The following is a 20,763-nucleotide window of genomic DNA, read 5'->3' on the forward strand; positions in this document are numbered from 1 at the left end:
TGTTGCGCACCCGACAGCCCTACAACCCGGCCGGCAGCACCAACGCGGCTTGACAAACGCATTAGGGAGCCTCCTGCGCACCTACCTTCGCCCACGATAACTTTGACAACGTATGTTGTCTACGATTTGGCGATGTGCCGCGCCGCGGTGTTACCGAGTCTCGACAGCGCCGCCGCGCCCGTGTGATTGGCAGGCTTGTGAGGTGCCCGGGCGCCTGACGGCCGGGTCGCCGGCGACCGGGCGGCCCGCGTCCGTCGGCACCGCCTACCCTTGGCGATGTGGATGTTGGACGTCGAGATATTGAGTCCGGCGAATCCGAAGAGGCAGTCACCACCGTGGCGCCGGCCGCCGAGAGGAGGCGGTCGCCGGCCAGCTTGCTGCATGCCACCAATCACCACCCCGGCGTAGTGGGATTCATCCGGCAGGCGCGGCGGCTGCTGCCCGGCGATCCCGAATTCGGGGACCCGCTCTCCACCGCGGGCGAGGGCGGCCCGCGCGCCGCGGCCCGGGCCGCCGACCGGCTCCTCGGGGATCGCGAAGCCGCCTCCCGTGAACTCAGCCTGGGCGTGCTGCAGGTTTGGCAGGCGCTCACCGAGACCGTCTCGCGGCGGCCGGCGAACCCTGAGGTCACGATCGTCTTCACCGACCTGGTCGGTTTCTCGACGTGGTCGCTGCGCGCCGGCGACGACGCGGCCCTGACGCTGCTGCGGCAGGTGGCGCGGGCCGTCGAGCCGCCGCTCCTCGACGCCGGCGGCCAGATCGTCAAACGCATGGGCGACGGGCTGATGGCCGTGTTCCGCGAACCGACCGTCGCCCTGCGCGCGGTGCTGCCCGCCACGGCGGAGCTGAAAGAGGTCGAGGTGGCGGGCTATACGCCGCGAATGCGGGTCGGCATCCACACCGGCCGGCCGCAGCGGATGGCCGCCGACTGGCTGGGCGTGGACGTCAACGTCGCCGCCCGCGTCATGGAACGCGCCACCAAGGGCGGCATCATGGTGTCGAGTTCGTCACTGGATCTCATTCCGCAACGCGAGCTGGACGCTTTGGGCGTCGCCGCCAAACGCGCACGTAAACCGGTGTTTGCGGCCAAAACCTCGGGTGTGCCGTCGGACCTGGCGATCTATCGCTTGGAACTCTTAGGGAGTTGACAGCGTCCGATCACACTTCAGATACAAATTAGCCGACATAATGGACCCCAATGATTGGGGGCATCTTCGCCCGGCTCGCCCGGGTCCGGTTCACCGTGGGGTACGTGGCGATTCTGTTCGCCATCAGCTGCGCCATCTTGGCGCTCGGCCCCCACGCGCACGACGTGCTCGTTGAGCGCGCCAGCACCAACCTGCACAACCTGGCGCACGGCCACATCGGCACCCTGCTGGGCAGCGCGCTGGTCGTCGACGCGGGTCCGCTGTACTTCTGGTTGCCGTTTCTGACCTGCCTGCTCGCGCTGGCGGAGCTACATCTGCGCACCATCCGGCTGGTGGTGGCGTTCGTCGTCGGCCACATCGGCGCCACGCTGCTGGTGGCCGCCGCCCTCGCGGCGGCCGTCGAGCTCGGCTGGCTGCCGTTGTCGGTCACCCGCGCCAGCGACGTCGGGATGAGCTATGGCGCCCTAGCCGTGCTCGGGGCGATGACGGCGGTGATCCCGGCGCGCTGGCGGGCGGCCTGGGTCGGCTGGTGGGTGGCCGCGGGGCTGGCCGCGGCGATCATCGGCGGCGATTTCACCGACGCGGGTCACACCGTGGCGGTGGTCCTGGGCGTGCTCGTGTCGGCCCGCTTCCGGCAGCCGGTCCACTGGACCCCGGTGCGGTTGCTGATGCTGGTCGCGTCCTCGGGGTTCGGCTTCCTGGTGCTGGCGCACCACTGGGGGACGATGGCCGCCGCGCCGGTGTTCGGTGCGCTCGGCGCGCTGGCGGCCCACAAGATCGTCCAACTGGGCGCCGGGCGCGGCGCGCTGACCGTCCCGCAACCCGCGGTGACCGGCTAGCCACCACCCGGCCGTCCGCCCAGCACGCGCCGAGCGCCGTGCACCGAATCCCCTATGATCGGCACTTGCGCTGAGCGACTTCAGCCCTTCCAACAGCCTCGTCAGCAAGGAGAGTGCCGCCGCGTGGGCGATCAACCCGTCGACCTGTCGCCGGAAGCGTTGGCCGAGGCGGTCAGCTCCGCCCGGGAGGCCTTCGCCCGCGCCGACGACCTGGACGCTTTGGCGCGGGCCAAGACCGCGCATCTCGGTGACCGCTCGCCGCTGGCGTTGGCGCGACAAGCGCTGGGCGCCGTGCCCAAGGAACAGCGCGCCGACGCCGGAAAGCGGGTAAACGCCGCCCGCGGCGAGGCCCAACGCGACTACGACGAACGGCTTGCGACGCTGCGCGCCGAGCGCGACGCCGCGGTCCTGGTCGCCGAGGCCATCGACGTCACGCTGCCCTCAACGCGGCAGCCCCCCGGCGCCCGGCACCCGATCACGATCCTGGCCGAACACATCGCCGACACCTTCGTCGCGATGGGATGGGAGCTGGCCGAGGGGCCCGAGGTCGAAACGGAGCAGTTCAACTTCGACGCGCTGAACTTCCCCGCCGACCACCCCGCCCGCAGCGAGCAGGACACCTTCTATATCGCGCCGGAAGATTCCCGCCAGCTGTTGCGCACCCACACCTCGCCGGTGCAGGTGCGCACCCTGCTGGAGCGCGACCTGCCCGTCTACATCATCTCGATCGGGCGCACCTTCCGCACCGACGAACTCGACGCCACCCACACCCCGGTGTTCCACCAGGTCGAGGGGCTGGCGGTGGATCGCGGTCTGACGATGGCGCACCTGCGGGGAACGCTGGACGCGTTCGCTCGGGCCGAGTTTGGACCTACCGCGCGCACCCGCATCCGGCCGCACTTCTTCCCGTTCACCGAACCGTCCGCCGAGGTCGACGTGTGGTTCCCGAACAAGAAGGGCGGCGCCGACTGGGTCGAGTGGGGCGGCTGCGGAATGGTGCACCCCAACGTGTTGCGGGCGGCCGGAATCGACCCCGATGTCTACTCCGGCTTCGCGTTCGGCATGGGCCTGGAGCGCACCCTGCAGTTCCGCAACGGGATCCCCGACATGCGCGACATGGTCGAGGGCGACATCCGGTTTTCGCTGCCCTTCGGGGTCGGTGCCTGATGCGGCTTCCCTACAGCTGGCTGCGCGAGGTCGTGCGCGCGGGCGCCCCGGAATGGGACGTCGATCCCGCCGAGCTTGAGCAGACGCTGGTGCGCATCGGCCACGAGGTCGAAGAGGTCATCACGCTCGGCCCGGTCGACGGCCCGCTGACCGTTGGCTTGGTCACCGCCATCGAAGAGCTCACCGGCTTCAAGAAGCCGATCCGGGCCTGCCTGGTCGACGTAGGGGAGGGCGAGCCGCGCGGAATCGTATGCGGGGCAACGAACTTTGCGGTCGGCGACCTCGTGGTGGTCGCCCTGCCGGGCACCACGCTGCCGGGGGGATTCGCGATCACGGCCCGCAAGACCTACGGCCGTAACTCCGACGGGATGATCTGCTCGGCCGCCGAGCTCGGCTTGGGCGCAGACCATTCCGGGATCCTGGTGCTGCCGCCCGATACCGCCGCGCCCGGCGCCGACGCCGCAAAGGTGCTGGGGCTCGACGACGTGGTCTTTCACCTCGCGATCACCCCGGACCGCGGCTACGGCATGTCGGTGCGCGGCCTGGCGCGGGAGATCGCCTGCGCTTACGACCTGAACTTCGTAGACCCGGCGGAGGTGAAGCCGCTGCCGGCCGAAGGGGAGGCCTGGCCGCTGACCGTGCAGGCCGAGACGGGGGTGCGCCGTTTCGCGCTGCGGCCGGTCACCGGGATCGACCCCGCCGCTGTGTCGCCGTGGTGGCTGCAGCGCAGGCTGTTGCTGTCCGGCATCCGCGCGACTTACCCGGCGGTGGACGTCACCAACTACGTGATGATCGAACTCGGCCACCCGATGCACGCCCACGACCGCAACCGCATCACCGGGGGCTTCGGTGTCCGGTTCGCCCGGCCCGGGGAGACCGTCGTCACGCTCGACGACGTCGAGCGCCGGCTCGATCCGGCCGACGTCCTCATCGTCGACGACGTGGCGACCGCGGCGATCGCCGGCGTCATGGGGGCGGCCAGCACCGAGGTGCGCGACGATTCCACCGACGTGCTGCTGGAGGCGGCGGTGTGGGACCCGGCCGGGGTGTCGCGCACCCAGCGCAGGTTGCACCTGCCCAGCGAGGCCGCGCGGCGTTACGAGCGTGCGGTCGATCCGGCCATCTCCGTGGCCGCGCTCGACCGCTGCGCCGCGCTGCTGGCCGAGATCGCCGGGGGAGCGGTGTCGCCGACGCTGACCGATTGGCGCGGGGACCCCCCGGTCGATGACTGGTTGCTTCCGCCGATCCGGATCGCCGCCGACCTGCCGGACCGGTTCGCCGGGGTGGCGTATCCGCCCGGCGCGACCGTGCGGCGCCTGCGCCAAATCGGCGCCACGGTGGTCGAAGACGGTGACGCGCTGACCGTGACGCCACCGAGCTGGCGCCCGGACCTGCTGCAGCCGGCCGACCTGGTCGAGGAGGTCATGCGGCTCGAGGGGTTGGAGGTCATCCCGTCGGTGCTGCCCTCGGCCCCGGCGGGCCGCGGGCTTACCGCGGTGCAGAGGCGGCGCCGCGCGATCGGCAAGTCGCTGGCCCTGGCCGGCTACGTTGAAATACTTCCGACCCCGTTCTTGCCCGCCGGTGTTTTCGACCTGTGGGGGCTTCCCGCGGACGACCCGCGGCGCACGACGACGCACGTGCTCAACCCACTCGAGGCCGACCGCCCCGAGCTGGCGACCACGCTGCTGCCCGCGCTGCTGGAAGCCTTGTCGCGCAACGTCTCCCGGGGGTTGGTCGATGCCGCGCTGTACGCGCTGGCGCAGGTGGTGCAGCCGACCGAATCCACGCGCGGCGTCGAGCTCGTCCCGGTCCACCGCCGGCCCACCGACGCCGAGATCGCCATCCTGGACGCGTCCCTGCCGCGCCAGCCGCAGCACGTCGCCGCGGTGCTGACCGGGCTGCGCGAACCGCGGGGGCCCTGGGGCCCCGGCCGCCATGTCGAGGCCGCCGACGCGTTCGAGGCGGTGCGAATCGTCGCGCGCGCCAGCGGGATCGACGTACGTCTGCGGGCCACCCAACAGCTGCCGTGGCATCCGGGTCGCTGCGCCGAAGTGCTGGTGGGGGAGACCTGTGTCGGTCACGCGGGGCAGCTGCATCCCGCCGTGATCGAGCGCTCCGGCCTGCCCAAGGGCACCTGCGCCATGGAGTTGAACCTCGACGCGATCCCCATCGTCGAAATGCTGCCGACCCCGAGGGTGTCGCCGTTCCCGGCGGTGTTTCAGGACGTCAGCCTGGTGGTGCCCGCGCACGTTCCCGCGCAGGCGGTCGCGGACGCCGTGCGTGAGGGGGCCGGCGAGTTGTTGGAAGACCTCCAACTCTTCGACGTGTTCACGGGTCCCCAGATCGGCGAGCACCGCAAATCGCTGACGTTCGCCCTGCGCTTCCGTGCGCCGGATCGCACGCTCACCGAAGACGACGCCAGCGCCGCTCGAGACGCCGCGGTGCGACACGCCGCGGAGACCGTCGGCGCCGAACTGCGCGCCTAGAAGCCCTGATGCGGTGCCAACGCGGCGTCGTTGGGCCCGATCTACGACCCCCGCGCGTGGTTTTCTACGCGCTCTGACCGATGGTCTTCGTCGGCCGCGCCGAAAAAATCTTACTTGTAAGTAAGAACTGGCCATCGACGCGAAGAGTCAGGAGTCGGAGATGTCGTTCGTGAGCGTGACGCCGGAGTTGATCGAGGGAGCGGCCGGGGATCTGGCGGGCATTCGTAGGGCGGTGGCCGAGGCCGCCGCAACGGCGACCGGGCCCACGACCGGTATCGCGGCCGCGGCACAGGACGAGGTATCGATTGCGCTGGCCTCGATGTTCGGCGACTTCGGTCAGCAGTTCCAAACCCTGACCGCCCAAGCGCAGGCTTTTCACGAGCGATTCGTCGGGCTGATGAGCGCGGGGGTGGGCGCCTACCTGACCGCCGAGGCCGCCAACGTCGAGCAGACGCTGCTGGACGCCGGAGGCGCACCCGCCGCGGTGCTCGACGGCGTCAGCGGGTTCGGGGCCACCGTCGCGGCGCCGTACCAGATGTTGATCTCCAACACCGTCGCCAACGTGGAAAGCCTCGGCGCAGCCATTACGGCACAGCCCGCTCCGCTACTCCACCAGTTCGTCACCAACCAGCTGGCCTACGGCCAGGCCATCGTCACCGGCTTACCGAGCGCGCTTCAGAACCTGCCCGCAGAGTTGGCCAGCCTGCCGGCGGCCGTGCAGGGCGTCTTACCCGCCGCGCAGCAATTCGTGAACAACCAAATCGGCTACGCGCAGTTGGTCACCGCGTCGGTGCACAACGCCGGCGTCGATGTCATGGCCGGCCTGACCGCGTTTCCGGCAAACCTTCAGACCGGTTTGCAGACCGTGATGAGCGGCGACGTCACCGGCGGGCTGCTCCAAGTCGGCGGCGCCTTCTTGGCCCCGGTGTTCACCAACCTCAACGTGATCCAAGATCCCGTCAGCGGGCTCCTCAACATCACCCCGGGCGGCGCGCTGGGGGATCTGTTGCCAATACTCGGCATCCCCGGCCAGATGGCCCAAAACCTCACCGATTTGCTCCCCGCCGGCTCCGTGCCCGCGATGGTGGCGCAGAACGCGACGAACCTGTTCACGACGGTGACCGACCTGTCGCAAACGTTGGACCTCAACACCGGCGATCTTCACATCGGGCTGCCCCTCGTCCTCGCGCTTGACGCGCTCGGTCCGCCAGTCGCGACGCTCCAGGCGGCCGGGTCCAGCGCGGCTACGTTTGTCGGCGCCGTGCAAACCGGAGATGGGCTCGGCGCGCTCGCGGCGGTGATCGATGCCCCCGCCGTCATCGCCAATGGGTTCCTCAACGGCCAGGCCACGCTGTCCCTTCCGGCATTGCTCGGCGGCCCCGGCGGGATCGAGACCATCACCGCCATCCCGGTCGGCGGAATTCTCACGCCCCCGCAGTTCGCGTCGCTCAGCATCCCGGCGCTCGGGCCGGGATCACTGCCGCTTACGGGCACCACTTTCGGCGGGATCCTGCCCGGCCTGTTGGTCTTCCTGCCCGAGCAGCTGGCGCAGGCGATCGGCGCACCGCCGATCGCGTAGCCACCTAAACATCTGGCCGCCGGCGCAGTCCGGCGTCCCCTGGATCCGGCCTTGTGAGCTGTGGTCTCGCGCCCGTGAAAGGCCTTGTCAGGCCACTCAATTGGGTGATGACCGGTCGCCGTCCGGGGTGGTAGCCCGGGCCATTCCTGTGAATTTCCTGCGTATACCCGTTGGTAACTTGACCTTACCGTCAGGTCAGATAATCCATATTTATCTCACGTCTATCAAGAGGGAGTTGGCGGCCGACCTTAGCGGAGGGATTGGTATGTCGTTCGTCATCGCGGTACCCGAGGTGGTAGCGGGCGCGGCCCAACAGTTGGCGGAAATTCGTTCGTCGCTGCAGGAGGCCATCGCGACCACGGTGGGCCCCACCAGCGCAATCGCGCCCGCGGCACAGGACGAGGTATCGGTTGCGATCGCGTCGATGTTTGGCAATCTCGGCCAGGAATTTCAGGCCCTCAGCGCCGAGGCGCAGGCGTTTCACGGCCAGTTCGTCGAGTTGTTGAACTCCGGTGCGGGCGCTTATCTGAGCGCGGAGGCGGCCAATGTCGAGCAGGTCATGCTTGGTGGCGGCATCCTGAACGGACAGAGGTTTGGTGGCGCAACGGCAAGCGTCATTCAGACTGGCGAGCAAGCGATTTCGAAGGCCGTCAACGGCTTTGAAACCCAGATTGGGGTGCTCCAGGCTGGGGGTTTGCCCGGACTGATCAACAGCTCCGAGATCTTCGGCACCAGCGTTGCCGCGCCGTATCAAGCACTCGTCGCCAATACGTTCAATAACTTGCAGGCCATCGGGACCACGCTGGTCAACAACCCGTTCCCAATCGCGCACCAGTTCGTCAACAATCAGATCTACTACGGCGAGACGATCGCTTCGGCCATCGGAACCGGCGTTCAAACCCTTCCGGCCGAGTTGGCCAATTTACCGGCGACCATCCAAGCCGGCTTCCAGCAGCTGTCGACCTTCAACCCCGCGTTTTACGCGACGCAGTTTCTCAATCAACAGATCGGCTACGGCCAGACCGTCATCACTGGGTTAGCGGCTACACCGCAGGACCTCGTCAAAGGCCTGCTCGGCTTACCAGCGAGCTTTCAAGCTGCCGGCCAGGCTCTACTAGCGGGTGACCCAGTTGGCGCGGCGAACCAGCTTGGACGCGGGGTCGAGAGCGTTTTCCTGCCCGGGTTCACCGTCGCCAACCCGTCGCCGGGAATTCTTTCGATCGCGCCGGCGGGCGCGCTGGGAGACCTGTTGCCCATTCTCGGCATACCTGGGCAGATGGCGCAAAACTTCACTGATCTACTTCCGCCATCCATCCCGCGCCTGGTCGCGCAGAACATGACCAACGTGATTCAGGCATTGACGAGCACCACGAATACCCTGAGTTTGTTCAACGAAGCCTCATTGACGTTTGGCTTGCCGCTGCAGGTCATTTTCGACAGCATCGGGGCTCCGATCAACGCATTGAGCGCGCTCAACTCCAGCGCCGTGGCGGTTGCGGCCGCCCTGCAATCCGGCAATGTGGGCGCCGCAGTCGCCGCGGGTCTTGGCGCGCCGGCTGCCATTGCGAACGGTTTTCTCAACGGCACAACCCTACTGTCACTGCCATTGGTCGATTTGAACCCAGTGGGGCTTAATGGTTTTGCACTCGTCGAAATTCCTTTCGGCGGAATTCTCACTCCGCTCTCTCGGCCCTCAGTCTTTCTTCTGGCAGATGGTGTCATTTTGAGGCCGACACTGGGCGGCACCGGGTTCGGCGGACTGATTCCCGGACTGCTCAGTTGCGAGTCGGAACTGGCGCAGGCGATGGCGCTCCCCGCTCCGACCCTTCCCTTGCTCGCGTTCTAGTCAAGCCAGGTGACTTTGGCCGACGGGTCGAATCCGGCACGCGCATGGTTATCGCTAACGCCTCGTGCGCGCCGGGTTCTCGACGGCGGGGGGCGCCGATCAAGCCGATGGTGGCGCCGTTTCGGGAGTGGCCGGGGCCGAAGTCAGCAGCGGGACCACTTTGAGCTGCGCGTTTGGGCCCGCCGCGCCGGGAGGGACTCAGACGCGAGGGGCGGTGCGAAAACATTTGATGTCGTAAGCCTTGCGAAACGACGGCGTATTCAACTAACGTCAGTCGTGGTTACCGCCGGGTAAGCTTACCGTTCGGTAACCGCCTGCAGAAGAGAGTCCGGGGGGCCTCGCGCGATTGCGCGGGGCCCTTTTACGCTCACGTCAATTTCGGTGACCACCGGTCACCGTCGGGTGCCCGAGGAGAGGTTCGCTATGTCGTTTCTGATCGCAATGCCAGATCTGGTCGAGAGCGCGGCCGCGGACTTGGCAGGCATTCGTTCGTCGCTGGCCGAGGCCGCAACGACGGCGGCCGCGCCCACGACCGGGATCGCGTCGGCGGCCCAGGACGAGGTATCGCTCGCGATCGCTTCCATGTTCGGCAGCTACGGCAAGAATTTTCAGGCACTCAGCGCGCAGGCGCAGGCGTTCCATCAGCAGTTCGTTCAACTGATGAATGCCGGCGCGGGCGCCTACGCGGGTGCGGAGGCCGCCAACGCCGCGGAAGGCCTGCTAGGCGGCGGATTCGACGGCGGCATCGTTGGCAGCGTCAACAGCACCTTGAGCGCTCTCGAGGGCGGCGGCGGGCTCGGCGCCGCGGTGTCTGGTCAGATTCAGGCCAACATCGACGCTGTTTCGTCGGCCATCGTCGGTGCGCCCGCCGCATTGTCGGGCGCGATTCAGACTGGCGGGCAAGCTATTTCGAAGGCGGTTAGCGGCTTTGAAGCGGGCGTCGGGGCACTTCAGGCGGGCGGCGCGCCGGGGCTGATCACCAGTGCGAACGCCTTCGCCAACGCGGTCGCCGCCCCGTATCAAGCGCTTGCCGTCAACACGTTCAACAATCTGCAATCGATCGGAAACACCCTGGTAGGCAATCCGTTCCCGATCTTGCATCAGCTCGTCAACAACCAGATCTTCTACGGAGAGACGATCGCCACGGCTATCGGAGCCGGCATCCAGAACTTGCCTGCGGAGCTCGCCAATTTGCCGGCGACCATCCAAGCCGGCTTCCAGCAGCTGTTGTCTTTCAACCCCGCGTTTTACGTGCAGCAGTTCGTCAACCAACAGATTGGCTATGCACAAACGATCGCCACCGGATTGGTGGCTGTACCGCAAGATTTCGCGAACGGGTTGCTCGGCTTGCCGGCGAGCTTCCAAGCCGCCGGTCAGGCCCTGGTGGCGGGTGACCCGGTCCTTGCGGCGAATCTGCTGGGCCAAGGCTTCGAAAGTGTTGCCTTGCCTGGATTTAACGTGGCCAACCCAGCGACAGGAATTGCCACGATTACACCGACAGGCCCCCTCGGAGACCTGTTACCCATTCTCTCGATCCCGGGACAGATGGCGCAGAACTTCACCAACCTGCTGCCCCCGTCGATCCCGCGAATGGTCGCGCAGAACTTCACCGATTTGGTTCAGACGCTCACGAGCACCGCGAACACGCTCGACATTATCAACGGCACCCTTACGTTCGGCTTGCCGCTGGAGGCCATTTTCGACGGGATCGGTGCGCCGATCAACGCACTGAGCGCACTTAACTCCAGCGCCGTGGCGGTTGAGACCGCCCTGCAGGCCGGAAATGTGGGAGCGGCGGTTGCCGCGGGCCTCGGTGCGCCGGCCGTCGTGGCGAACGGGTTCCTCAACGGGACGACTTTGTTGTCTTTGCCGTTGGTCAGCCTGGCCGGTCTTGGGGCGCCCGACATTTTCTCGCTTGTGGAAATCCCCTTCGGCGGTCTCCTTACTCCGCTCTCTTTGCCGCCGCTGTTTCTTGTATCCGACGGGCAGGCATTTCAATTAACACTTGCGGGTGGCACCGGGTTTGGTGGCCTGATCCCGGGAATGCTGAACATCGGGGCTGAGCTGGCGCAGGCGATTGCCCTGCCGGCTCCGACCTTGCCGCTCTAGGCGTCGAATATGGACTGAAGGACGGCTTGGCCACACCCGCTGGCTGCGCGCGATCCTCGGCCGCTCGGTCATCCGTGGTATCGGTTGCCCTTGTCGTGAGACCCTAGGCAGCCTCAAGCTGTCGGGCGACATTCGATCGGCGGTCTTTGTCCGAGCGGCTGGGCTGCCCCGCTCAGCTGGCGGCGGACATCGCCACTATCGAGTTGGGCACTACTTCTAAAGGGGATGGGGCGTCGGTATCGACCGGCGTCCCTTCCTTTGCATGTCGGCGTCGGTCGCGGTGTTTGCCGGAACCGTAGCGAATCCTGTGAAAACGCTCGTTGTATTTCTTCTGCGGCATCGGCGCTGGTTACGCTCACCTTCGTCTTGGTTACTGGGGGGTAACCACCGAAGAACGTGAGCTCGGGGGACCCCCGCACATCGTCGTACTGGGATCCATCAGGCTCATGTTGAATGGCGTATGATCACTGGTCATTGCGTTTGTGAGCCAAGGAGAGGACTCGTATGTCGTTTGTGATCGCCACGCCGGACCTGGTCGAAAGCGCGGCCCAGAATCTGGCCGGCATTCGTTCGTCGCTGGCCGAGGCGGCCGCGACCGCGGCCAGCCCCACGACTGGGATCGCGGCGGCGGCTCAGGACGAGGTATCGGTCGCGATCGCGTCGATGTTCGGCAACTTCGGCCACGAGTTTCAGGCGCTCAGCGCCCAGGCGCAGGCCTTCCACGAGCAGTTCGTGTCGTTGATGAACGCCGGCGCGGGCGCCTACACGAGCGCCGAGGCCGCCAACGCGGCACAGGCCGCGCTGGGCGGTGGGATCGTCGGCAGCATCGGCCAAAACCTCGGCGGCGGCCTGGGCGGGGCGGTTCAGACCGGCACGCAAGCCATTTCGACCGCCATCGAGAATTCTCCGATCGCGGCTGGGGTGCTCCAGGCGAGCGGGGCACCCGCTGTGGTTAACAGCCTGAATGCCTTCGGTGCCACCGTGGCCGGGCCGTACCAAGCGCTCGTCTCGAACACGGTCAACAATTTGCAAGCAATCGGAAGCACCGTCACCGCCAATCCCTTCCCATTCCTGCACCAGATCGTCAACAACCAAATCGGCTACGCGCAGACGATCAATTCTTCGATCGTCTCCGGCATCCAAAATCTGCCGGCCGAGTTGGCCAATCTGCCGATGACCATCCAGACCGGCATCCAGGGTCTTGCCACCTTCAACCCCGGCAACCTGTTGCAGCAGTTCGTCAACAACCAGATTGGTTATGCCCAAACGGTTGTCACGTCGCTACAGACCGCCGGAAACGACTTACTGACGGGACTCACCGGCTTGCCGTCGGGGCTCCAGAGTGTTGGTCAGGCCCTTTTGGCCGGCGACCCGGTCGGCGCCGGAAACGCGCTTGGGCAAGCGTTAGAAAACGCCTTCTTGCCTGGTTTCAGCCTTACCACCACGCCAGCGGGGCTTTTCGATGTCGCGCCGCTAGGTCCGTTAGGGGATTTGGCACCGATATTCACAATTCCTGGTCAGATGGCGCAGAACTTTACGAACCTGCTGCCCGCGGGGTCTATCCCGCAGATGATGTCGCAGAACGCAACCAATCTGATCGAGGCGTTAACCAACTTCGGCACGACGCTGGATCTGAACGCGTTGAGCATCAACTTTGGTGTGCCACTTCAGTTGGTGCTCGACGGCCTCGGCGGACCGATCAACGCGTTGAGCGCCCTGAACTCCACTGGCGTGGCATTGGGCGGCGCGTTGCAAACCGGAAATGCGGCAGGTGCGCTCGCCGCTGTTCTTGACGCTCCAGCCGTCGTTACAAACGGCTTCCTTAACGGCACCACGGCGCTGATCCTGCCCCCCGCAGATTTGGGCGGCGGCCTTACGTCAATGGTCGAAATTCCCTTTGGCGGCATCCTCACGCCACTGGCGTTGCCAACGCTCCTGATCAACATTCTGGGTGACACAACGCCGCTTCCCCTTCTCGGTGGCACCGGGATTGGGGGCCTCATCCCGGGCCTGCTGGGTCTCGGGCCGCAACTGGCAGGGGCGATCACGCCAAACGCCTAGCTATCGCAGGGCGGGCGTCGGGTTGCCGGACGCCCGCCCTTGCATCCGCGCGGGCCTCACGCGGTGCTTCCGTCATAATGCCTGGCCGCCATCGAGCGGCACGGAACGGCTTCGTGGTCAAAAAGTCCACGCTGCCCCGGCATTCGAACGGCGACCTTACGACGACCGTCGACCTTCCGTTGAACGGGTCTGCGCTCGTGCGACCAAACGCGGCATCGATAACCTTTAGCTCGCCGTTTGAACCGTGGCGGTTCTCGTCGGCGGAAAGTTTCTGCGTGGGCTCGCCGTCCGCTCGCAACCGGATGTCTGCCGCCGCAATACGTTAAGGCCGCGGGACGCCTTGTCGGGTCTTTGAATTGCCGATTCATCATTCATGCGCCCGATTTCGCGTCACAAAATGATAAACGTCTTCCGCAAGAACATTTGCCCCATTAACCTCATCGACACCAGGATCACCACTGGCCTGCGCCTTGCCGAGTCGACGGGAGTTCGGGCATGTCATTTGTCATCGCGGCACCCGACATGGTTCAGGCGGCGGCCCAGGACCTGGCGGGAGTCCGGGCAACGCTGAGCGAGGCGGGCGCGGCCGCCGCCGGTCCGACGACGGCGGTGGTGGCCGCCGCCGAAGACCAGGTGTCGGCCGCGGTCGCGGCACTGTTCGGGGCGTTCGGTCAGGAGTATCAGGCCCTCAGCGCCCAAACGCAGGCCTTCCACGAGCAGTTCGTCACTTTGTTGAACGGCGGCGCGAGGACCTATCTTGCCACCGAGGCCGCCAACGCCGCGCAGGCCGCGGCGAGCGCGGTGAACGGGCTGGTGCGGGCGATGTTCGTCAATGACGCCGCCCCTGGCCGTGCGGCGGTGGCCGTCGGTGACGTCGTCGGCCCCTATCAAAGCCTTTTCACGGACACCGCCGCGAATCTGCAAGGCATCGGCGAGACGTGGACCAACGTCACCGCGCCCGCCCTGCTGCAGACGATCGCCACGCAAACCAACCCCCAGCTGATCCTCACGGCGCTGCAGACTGGAAGCCCGCTGCCGGTGCTGACGGCGACCGGACGGCTCGCGCAGGGCTACGCCAACCTTTTCCAGGATCTGATCGTCCCGGCGTCGCTTTCGGTGACCTCGGTGAATCCGCCGTCGTTTGCGGTTGGGTTGGGCCTGCCGCAGCTCCTCGCCATCGACGCCTTGGGGGCGCCGATCAATGCGGCGCTCGCGGCATCGTCAAGCAGCACAACATTTTTCAACGCTGTGCGAACCGGGGATTCGCTCACTGCGATTACCGCGATCATCGATGCTCCCGCCAAAGTCGCCAACGCGTTCCTCAATGGCAAACAGACGTTGTCGGTGGCCCTGCCGGTGCCCGGACTGACGGCCAGCATTCCCTTTAATGGACTTCTCGTTCCGCTACAACCGATTGCCACGACGGCGACGCTGGGCGGCAATCCGGTCACGATCACCGGACCACCCATCGGCGGCCTAATCCCCGCACTGTTGGAATACACGCCCCGACTGCTCGCTTCAGCGTTCGGTGGTTAGCGGGGCCTTCATAGGCTTTGCCCTGCCCCCGGCGCTGAGCGGCCTGAACCCGATCATCGGCGTCGTGGCGTCGCTTGTCTTCACCGGCGGGGCCCTAAGGCCGATCCTCGTCGCCAGCCCGCTGGGCCCGACGTTCAATGGCATCGGCCTCGACCTGGGCGGCACCCTGTCCACCCTGTTGTCCGGCGGTCTTCCGCCCCTGCTTGCGAACGCGTTGGCCCCGGTACTGCAGGGCTTCACCGACGTGCCGCTACTGCACGGCCTCGAACCGCTGCTTGAACCCCCTGATGCCGAACCTGTTCGAGGCCGGGGTGACCGCCTTCGGCGGCCGGCAACCCGTGGCAATTGCTGTTCACCGAGACGAACGCGAACCTGCAAACCATCTTCGGTGCGTGGGCGGCGCACCCGTTCCCGTTTTTGCACCAGGTCGTTCTCAACCAGCAGGGTTACGCGCAAACGTTCGGCGCCGGGGTCGCGCTCGCGCTGCAGAAGTTGCCGACGACGTTGGCGTATGTGCCCGCCAACGTCCAACTCGCGATACAGGGCGCTGCCATGTTCAACCCGGGCGCCTTGGCGCAGGCGTACCTCAGCCAACAGATCGGTTACGCCCAGGCGATCACTACGTCGCTGCAGAAGGCAGGCGCGGACTTACAGACCACGCTGCCCGTCTTCCAGGCCGACGCCGCGATGGCCAACGAGGCCATCGCGGCGGGGGACTACCACGGTGCCGTGCGGGACATCGCGCACGGCTTTTTGGGCCTTTTCATCAGCGGCTTCGACACCAGCAACCTGTCCGACATCAAGGTGCTGGGCCCGGGCGGCGACCTGCTTCCCATTTTCTCTATCCCCGCGCAGCAGGCGCAGGACTCCGCCAACCTGCTGCCACCCGGCTCCATCCCCGAGCAGGTCGCGCAGAATTACGCCAACGCCGTCGCCGCGCTGACGAACGCGAACATCTCGACGACCATCGCGTTCAACCTGAGTCCCTTATCGCTCGACGTTGGTGCAAACTTCGGCTTGCCCTTGTCGCTGGCCTTCGCCGTCCTCGGTCCGCCGTTCTCCACGATGGACGGAGTGGCCACCGGCGCAACGGTTTTCGGGGCTGCGTTGCAGAGCGGCAACGGTGTGGCGACGCTCGGCGCGCTCGCAGACATGCCCGCCTACGTGCTGAACGGCTTCCTCAATGGCGAAACCATTGTCGATTTGACGATGCCGGTCAGCGTTGGGCCCGTCTCCGTACCCATGACGATGCATTTGCTTTTCGACGGGATTCTCGTTGCGCCGCATGCCATCTCGGCGACGGTAGACCTGAACATCCTCGGCATTCCGATTCCCATCACCCTGCCCCTCGGCGGCACGCCCTTCGGAGGCCTCGTCAACGAGCTCCTCAACTACGTGCCTGGACAGCTCGCCGCAGCAATCACCCCCGCGTAACCGGCTTCGCCCATCTCGATGCGGACCGCGACGCTCACGCCTGATTTATGCCACCCAAACTCGGTGATTCTCCCCGGGAGCAGGGGCCCATCTATTACACTCACGCTAACTTGATGTTGATTCGGGTAAACGCCGTCAGTCGAGTCGAGGGGTTCGGGTATGTCATTCGTAGTCGCAGCGCCGGAGCTGGTAGAGGCGGCGGCCCAAGATTTGGCTGATATACAAGCATCGCTGTCCGAGGCGGCCGCGTCCGTTCTCGGCCCGACGACGGGGCTAGCGCCCGCGGCTGCCGACGAGGTGTCGGCCGCGATCTCGGCCATGTTCGGCGGCTTCGGCCAGCAATTCCAGGCGCTCAGCACCCAGGCGCAGGCCTTTCATGCCGAGTTCGTGAGCCTGATGAACGCGGGCGCCGGCGCCTACCTCAGCACCGAGGTCGCCAACGCCGAGCAGGCTGTGGCCAATGCCATCAACGCACCGGCACAGGCGTTGCTGAGCGGTGGGGGTGCCGCACCGGGCGCTGCTGCCAGCAGTGGAGGCATCTTGGGGCTCCTCGGGCTCGGCGGCAGCAGTACCACGGGCACCAGTTCGCTCCTCGGAATCGGCTCCGGCTCAGGGCTTTTGGGCACCGGCGGCCTGCTCGGCGGGCTCACCGGCACCACCAGCCCCCTCGGTGGGCTGCTTGGTGGTTCGACGGGTGGTACGGGTCCGCTCGGTGGGTTGCTTGGTGGTTTGACGGGTGGTACGGGTCCGCTCGGTGGGTTGCTTGGTGGTTTGACGGGTGGTACGGGTCCGCTCGGTGGGTTGCTTGGTGGTTTGACGGGTGGTACCGGTCTGCTATCCGGGCTGCTTGGCGGTTTGACGGGTGGTACGGGTCTGCTCGGTGGGTTGCTTGGCGGTTTGACGGGTGGTACGAGCCCGCTCAGTGGGTTGCTTGGTGGTCTCGGCGGCCTGGGCTCGCTGGGAGGTGTGCTGGGCTCACTCGGAAACTTGAGCTCGCTAGGAACCAATCTGGGATCGCTTCTGGCAAGCGCCGTTCCCGGCTTGCCCACTGCGCTCACCGGCCTAGAGAATACGTTGGGCGGCATAGTAAATTCGCTGCTTCCGGGTTTGGTAAACATTCAAGCCCAGTCGGGTCCCTTGTTCACCGGGATCGCCGGCCCCTACCAGGCGCTGGTCTACAACACGTGGAATAACCTGCAAAGCCTCGTGGGCGGCTGGTTGGCGGACCCGTTCCCGTTCCTTCGCCAGTTCGTGGCCAACCAGATGGTCTACGGCCAGACCATCGCGACCGCCCTCCAAACGGGGGACTTCCAGCCGGTGTCGGCCATACCGGGTCACATGGCGCAGAACTTCTTCAACGTGGTTCATACGCTTACCGATACGAGCGTCACACCGTCGCTGGTGGTGAACTCATTGACCCCCCTGAGCTCGACTTTGGACAACGCCGTCGGGCTGCCGCTAGTGTTCGGCGCCAGCCTGCTGGGGCCGCCGGCCGCCACCTTGGAGGCCGCCGGGTATAGCGCGTCCACCTTCGCCGCCGCGATCCAGGCCGGGGATGGCGCCGCGGCGTTCGCTGCCCTCGTCGATGCCCCAGCCGTCATTGCCAACGGCTTCCTCAACGGACAGGCAACGTTCCCCTACGCGTTGAACCTTTCTAGCCTCACCGGGCCTGTGGTCGGGAACATTTTGGATCTGAGTGTGGTGGCCAACTTCCCTCTCGACGGAATACTGCATGCTCCGGGGTACTACCCGGTGACCGCAACACTCACGGTATTGGGCGAAACCGTTTTGCCCCCGACCGACGTGAGCATCGGCGCCGGCACCACGCCCTTCAGCGGGCTGCTGCCCTTCCTGGTGAACTACGCGCCCCAACAGCTGGCGCAGGCGATCGGGGCGCCCGCTGCACCGCCGCCACTGCTCTCGATACCGCTTCTCACGTTCTAACCGCAATTCCCAAAGCCGCAGGCCCTAATACCGAGCCCGCCAGAAGCGCCTTGTCATACTCGCGTTTTCGGTACGCTAATACCAGTTGCGTGCTAGAATACATATTCAGCACACGCCAAATACAGTGGCCAGCTCCAAAACCGCCCAACCTACCCTAGAACAAACCGAAAGTGCATCTCCTGCAACTGATCTGAGACCTTGCGGATCGCAAACCCCTATTTTCGTCTCGCTCAGTTTCTTACATAGTGTGGGTGGCGGCGACGCATGAGGACGCGCCCAACTCAGTGAAAATTCCCGTTTTCGAATGTGCTGATATGACGCGTGATTACGCTCAGGTTTGCCTCGAACTTTCGGGCTTTTAAACGGATACGCCGTTCATTTGTGTGGGGAGATGAACATGTCTTTTGTGGTCGCAGTTCCCGATATCGTCGAGGTGGCAGCGCAAGATCTGGCGGGCATCCGCTCTGCACTTGACGAGGTCGCCCAGGCGGTCGTCGCCCCGACGACGAGCTTGGCGCCAGCGGCAGCGGACGAGGTTTCAACCGCCATCGCATCGCTTTTTGGCACCTTCGGCCAAGAGTTCCAAGCGCTTAACGCCGAGGTAGCGTCGTTCCATAACGCGTTCGTCAGCGCCTTGAGCGGCGGCGCCGCGGCATATGCCACGGCCGAGGTGGCCAACAGCGCTGCGCTGCTCTCGGGAAGCGGAAACCTGGCAGCCGACATCGGCGCTGCTCTTTCAGGGTTGGGCGCGGAGCTTAGCGCGTCCCTCTCTGCCAGCCTTACCAACAGCCTGGGCGCCGCGCTCGGTGGGACCGTGGAAACCCTTCTTAACGCTGGGCTGGGCGGACTCGCCTTCCAGACCGGTGGCCTTTTCCTGCAGACCATTGGCAGCGGGATGGTCCAGACCGGCAACGCCATCGTGCAGGCCGGGCTGGCGCTCGAAAATAGTGGTGCGGCCCTATCGGCGATGGCCGGGCCGCTGATCGCACAGGCCAACGCTGCGCTTCAGGCTCTTTTGAACGCCAACTTCGGTCTCAACATTAGCGCGGCGTTGTCGGGGAGCCTGGCCGGCAGCCTCAACGGGCTGGCCACCTCCCTTTCGGCCGGACTAAGCGGCTTGGGCAACCTGGCCGGAGACTTCGCGGCCAACCTCAACGGGGCGCTTCAGACGGGCGAAGCGCTCGCCGCCAACTTCTTGGCGTCGCTGCCGAGTGTGGCGCTCACGCTCCCCAACTTGGGTTCGCTGTCCGCGGGGCTGTCCGCGGCGCTCAACGGCTTCGGCGCCAACATCAACGCGTCGTTGACCGCGTTGCTCAACGGGACGTTGGCGTTGCCGGGTCTGCCGCCGATTACGTTCCCGCCGATTACGTTCCCGCCGATTACGTTGCCGCCGTTGACGTTGCCGAATTTGGGGGCGATCGGTGCTGACATCAGTGCAAGCTTGTCTGCGCTGTTGAATGGGACGTTGGCGTTGCCGGGCTTGCCGCCGATTACGTTCCCGCCGATTACGTTGCCGCCGTTGACGTTGCCGAATTTGGGGGCGATCGGTGCTGACATCAGTGCAAGCTTGTCTGCGCTGTTGAATGGGACGTTGGCGTTGCCGGGTCTGCCGCCGATTACGTTCCCGCCGATTACGTTGCCGCCGTTGACGTTGCCGAATTTGGGGGCGCTGGGTGCTGACATCAATGCGGGGTTGACCGCGCTGCTCAACGGGACGTTGGCGTTGCCGGGCTTGCCGCCGATATCGATTCCGCCGATCACGTTCCCGGCGTTGCCGCCGTTCACCCTGCCCGACCTGGGAGCGATCGGGGCTGAACTGTCCGCAGCGCTCAACGGGCTGGGCGGTATGTTCAGCGGCTCGCTGACCGCGGCGCTCAACGGGCTCAATGCCTCCCTGAGTGCGGCGCTCAGCGGCAGCCTGAACCTCGGCGCCAACCTGAGCGGGTTGATCCAGACCGGTGAGACCCTGGCGGCGAACTTCGGTGCCACTCTGGGCAACCTGGCCGCCGGCTTCCAGACGGCCCTCAACGGTGCCATCCAGACCGGCGAAAGCCTAGCCGCCAGCCTCGTAGCCTCGCTGCCCGCGCTGAACCTGCCCGACCTCGGGGTGACGATCAGCGCCGCCCTGTCCGCCAGCCTCGGTGCGGGCCTGGCAAACGCCGGTACGGCCCTGGAGGCCGGCTTGACGGGTGGCCTGTCAGGACTGGTCCAGAGCGCTGAAACCCTGGGCGGCAGCCTGGCCGGGGGCCTGTCCGGATTGGCCGGCACGGGCGAGGCGTTGGCCAACATTTGGGGCAACACCGCGGCCCAGATCGGATCTGCGCTCTTCGGCGGCTTCTCGTCCAGCGTCGGCGTGGCCTTCCCGGGCGCGGTCGGGCTGGCCGAGGGCCTGGCGAACGGTCTTGTCGAAGCCGCCGCCGCACTTGCGCAGGCCGGTGGCGCCCTGGGTGGCTCGTTCTCCCTCGCGCTGAACAACCTGCTGCTCTCGCTGCAGGCCGCCCTGAACGCGAGCCTGGGCATCGGCGTCACGGCCTAGGTGTACTCGGCCAGGACGTTGGTAGCAGGCGTGTCGGCTTGATGTGAGGAGAACCCCCGGGTGGGGTGTGGCGTGTCG

12 protein-coding genes are annotated in these 20,763 nt (G+C 66.2%); all 12 read left to right on the plus strand.

Going from position 1 to position 20,763, the window contains the following annotated elements:
• Window positions 1–335 precede the first annotated feature (335 nt).
• The 12 genes from AWC19_RS03125 (at window position 336) to AWC19_RS03180 (ending at window position 20,685) form a co-directional block, all read left to right on the plus strand.
• Window positions 336–1,148 (plus strand): adenylate/guanylate cyclase domain-containing protein, encoded by an 813-nt coding sequence (locus tag AWC19_RS03125; RefSeq protein WP_372508663.1) that lies wholly within the window; start codon window positions 336–338, stop codon window positions 1,146–1,148.
• Between the two features lie 50 nt (window positions 1,149–1,198).
• Window positions 1,199–1,987, plus strand: coding sequence for a rhomboid-like protein (locus tag AWC19_RS03130; protein ID WP_085076641.1), 789 nt, complete (start codon window positions 1,199–1,201; stop codon window positions 1,985–1,987).
• A 123-nt stretch (window positions 1,988–2,110) separates the two neighbouring features.
• The gene (gene pheS / locus AWC19_RS03135; protein ID WP_085076642.1) at window positions 2,111–3,154 is read left to right on the plus strand and encodes a phenylalanine--tRNA ligase subunit alpha; all 1,044 of its coding nucleotides are present in this window, start codon (window positions 2,111–2,113) and stop codon (window positions 3,152–3,154) included.
• The gene (gene pheT, locus AWC19_RS03140) at window positions 3,154–5,640 is read left to right on the plus strand and encodes a phenylalanine--tRNA ligase subunit beta (RefSeq protein ID WP_085076643.1); all 2,487 of its coding nucleotides are present in this window, start codon (window positions 3,154–3,156) and stop codon (window positions 5,638–5,640) included. The genes pheS and pheT overlap by 1 nt, the downstream gene beginning before the upstream one ends.
• 160 nt (window positions 5,641–5,800) lie before the next feature.
• Complete coding sequence (locus tag AWC19_RS03145; protein ID WP_085076644.1) at window positions 5,801–7,219, plus strand: PE family protein; 1,419 nt, start codon at window positions 5,801–5,803, stop codon at window positions 7,217–7,219.
• A 265-nt stretch (window positions 7,220–7,484) separates the two neighbouring features.
• Window positions 7,485–9,065, plus strand: a complete 1,581-nt coding sequence (locus AWC19_RS03150; RefSeq protein ID WP_085076645.1) for a PE family protein — start codon at window positions 7,485–7,487, stop codon at window positions 9,063–9,065.
• 423 nt (window positions 9,066–9,488) lie between these two features.
• Window positions 9,489–11,174: a PE family protein gene (locus tag AWC19_RS03155; RefSeq protein ID WP_085076646.1), complete on the plus strand. Its 1,686-nt coding sequence runs from the start codon at window positions 9,489–9,491 to the stop codon at window positions 11,172–11,174.
• Between the two features lie 504 nt (window positions 11,175–11,678).
• Window positions 11,679–13,235, plus strand: coding sequence for a PE family protein (locus tag AWC19_RS03160; protein WP_085076647.1), 1,557 nt, complete (start codon window positions 11,679–11,681; stop codon window positions 13,233–13,235).
• Between the two features lie 495 nt (window positions 13,236–13,730).
• Window positions 13,731–14,771 carry a PE family protein gene (locus tag AWC19_RS31085; protein WP_085076648.1) on the plus strand — a complete coding sequence of 347 codons (1,041 nt, stop codon included), beginning with the start codon at window positions 13,731–13,733 and terminating at the stop codon, window positions 14,769–14,771.
• Between the two features lie 345 nt (window positions 14,772–15,116).
• On the plus strand, window positions 15,117–16,205 hold the full coding sequence (locus AWC19_RS03170; protein ID WP_085076649.1) for a hypothetical protein: 1,089 nt from the start codon (window positions 15,117–15,119) through the stop codon (window positions 16,203–16,205).
• A 159-nt stretch (window positions 16,206–16,364) separates the two neighbouring features.
• Entirely contained in the window at window positions 16,365–18,149 is a 1,785-nt protein-coding gene (locus AWC19_RS03175; protein WP_085076650.1) for a PE family protein, read from the plus strand.
• Window positions 18,150–18,546: 397 nt separating this feature from the next.
• Window positions 18,547–20,685, plus strand: a complete 2,139-nt coding sequence (locus AWC19_RS03180) for a PE family protein (protein WP_158090824.1) — start codon at window positions 18,547–18,549, stop codon at window positions 20,683–20,685.
• The last annotated feature ends 78 nt before the right edge of the window (window positions 20,686–20,763 follow it).

The organism is Mycobacterium palustre (assembly GCF_002101785.1).
GTDB classification, from domain to species: domain Bacteria; phylum Actinomycetota; class Actinomycetes; order Mycobacteriales; family Mycobacteriaceae; genus Mycobacterium; species Mycobacterium palustre.

Coding starts and splice junctions, on each gene's coding strand:
- pheT (WP_085076643.1), top strand. CDS start 3,154: ATGCGGCTTCCCTACAGCTGGCTGCGCGAGGTCGTGCGCGCGGGCGCC.
- AWC19_RS03175 (WP_085076650.1), top strand. CDS start 16,365: ATGTCATTCGTAGTCGCAGCGCCGGAGCTGGTAGAGGCGGCGGCCCAA.
- AWC19_RS03160 (WP_085076647.1), top strand. CDS start 11,679: ATGTCGTTTGTGATCGCCACGCCGGACCTGGTCGAAAGCGCGGCCCAG.
- AWC19_RS03130 (WP_085076641.1), top strand. CDS start 1,199: ATGATTGGGGGCATCTTCGCCCGGCTCGCCCGGGTCCGGTTCACCGTG.
- AWC19_RS03150 (WP_085076645.1), top strand. CDS start 7,485: ATGTCGTTCGTCATCGCGGTACCCGAGGTGGTAGCGGGCGCGGCCCAA.
- AWC19_RS03155 (WP_085076646.1), top strand. CDS start 9,489: ATGTCGTTTCTGATCGCAATGCCAGATCTGGTCGAGAGCGCGGCCGCG.
- AWC19_RS03145 (WP_085076644.1), top strand. CDS start 5,801: ATGTCGTTCGTGAGCGTGACGCCGGAGTTGATCGAGGGAGCGGCCGGG.
- AWC19_RS31085 (WP_085076648.1), top strand. CDS start 13,731: ATGTCATTTGTCATCGCGGCACCCGACATGGTTCAGGCGGCGGCCCAG.
- AWC19_RS03180 (WP_158090824.1), top strand. CDS start 18,547: ATGTCTTTTGTGGTCGCAGTTCCCGATATCGTCGAGGTGGCAGCGCAA.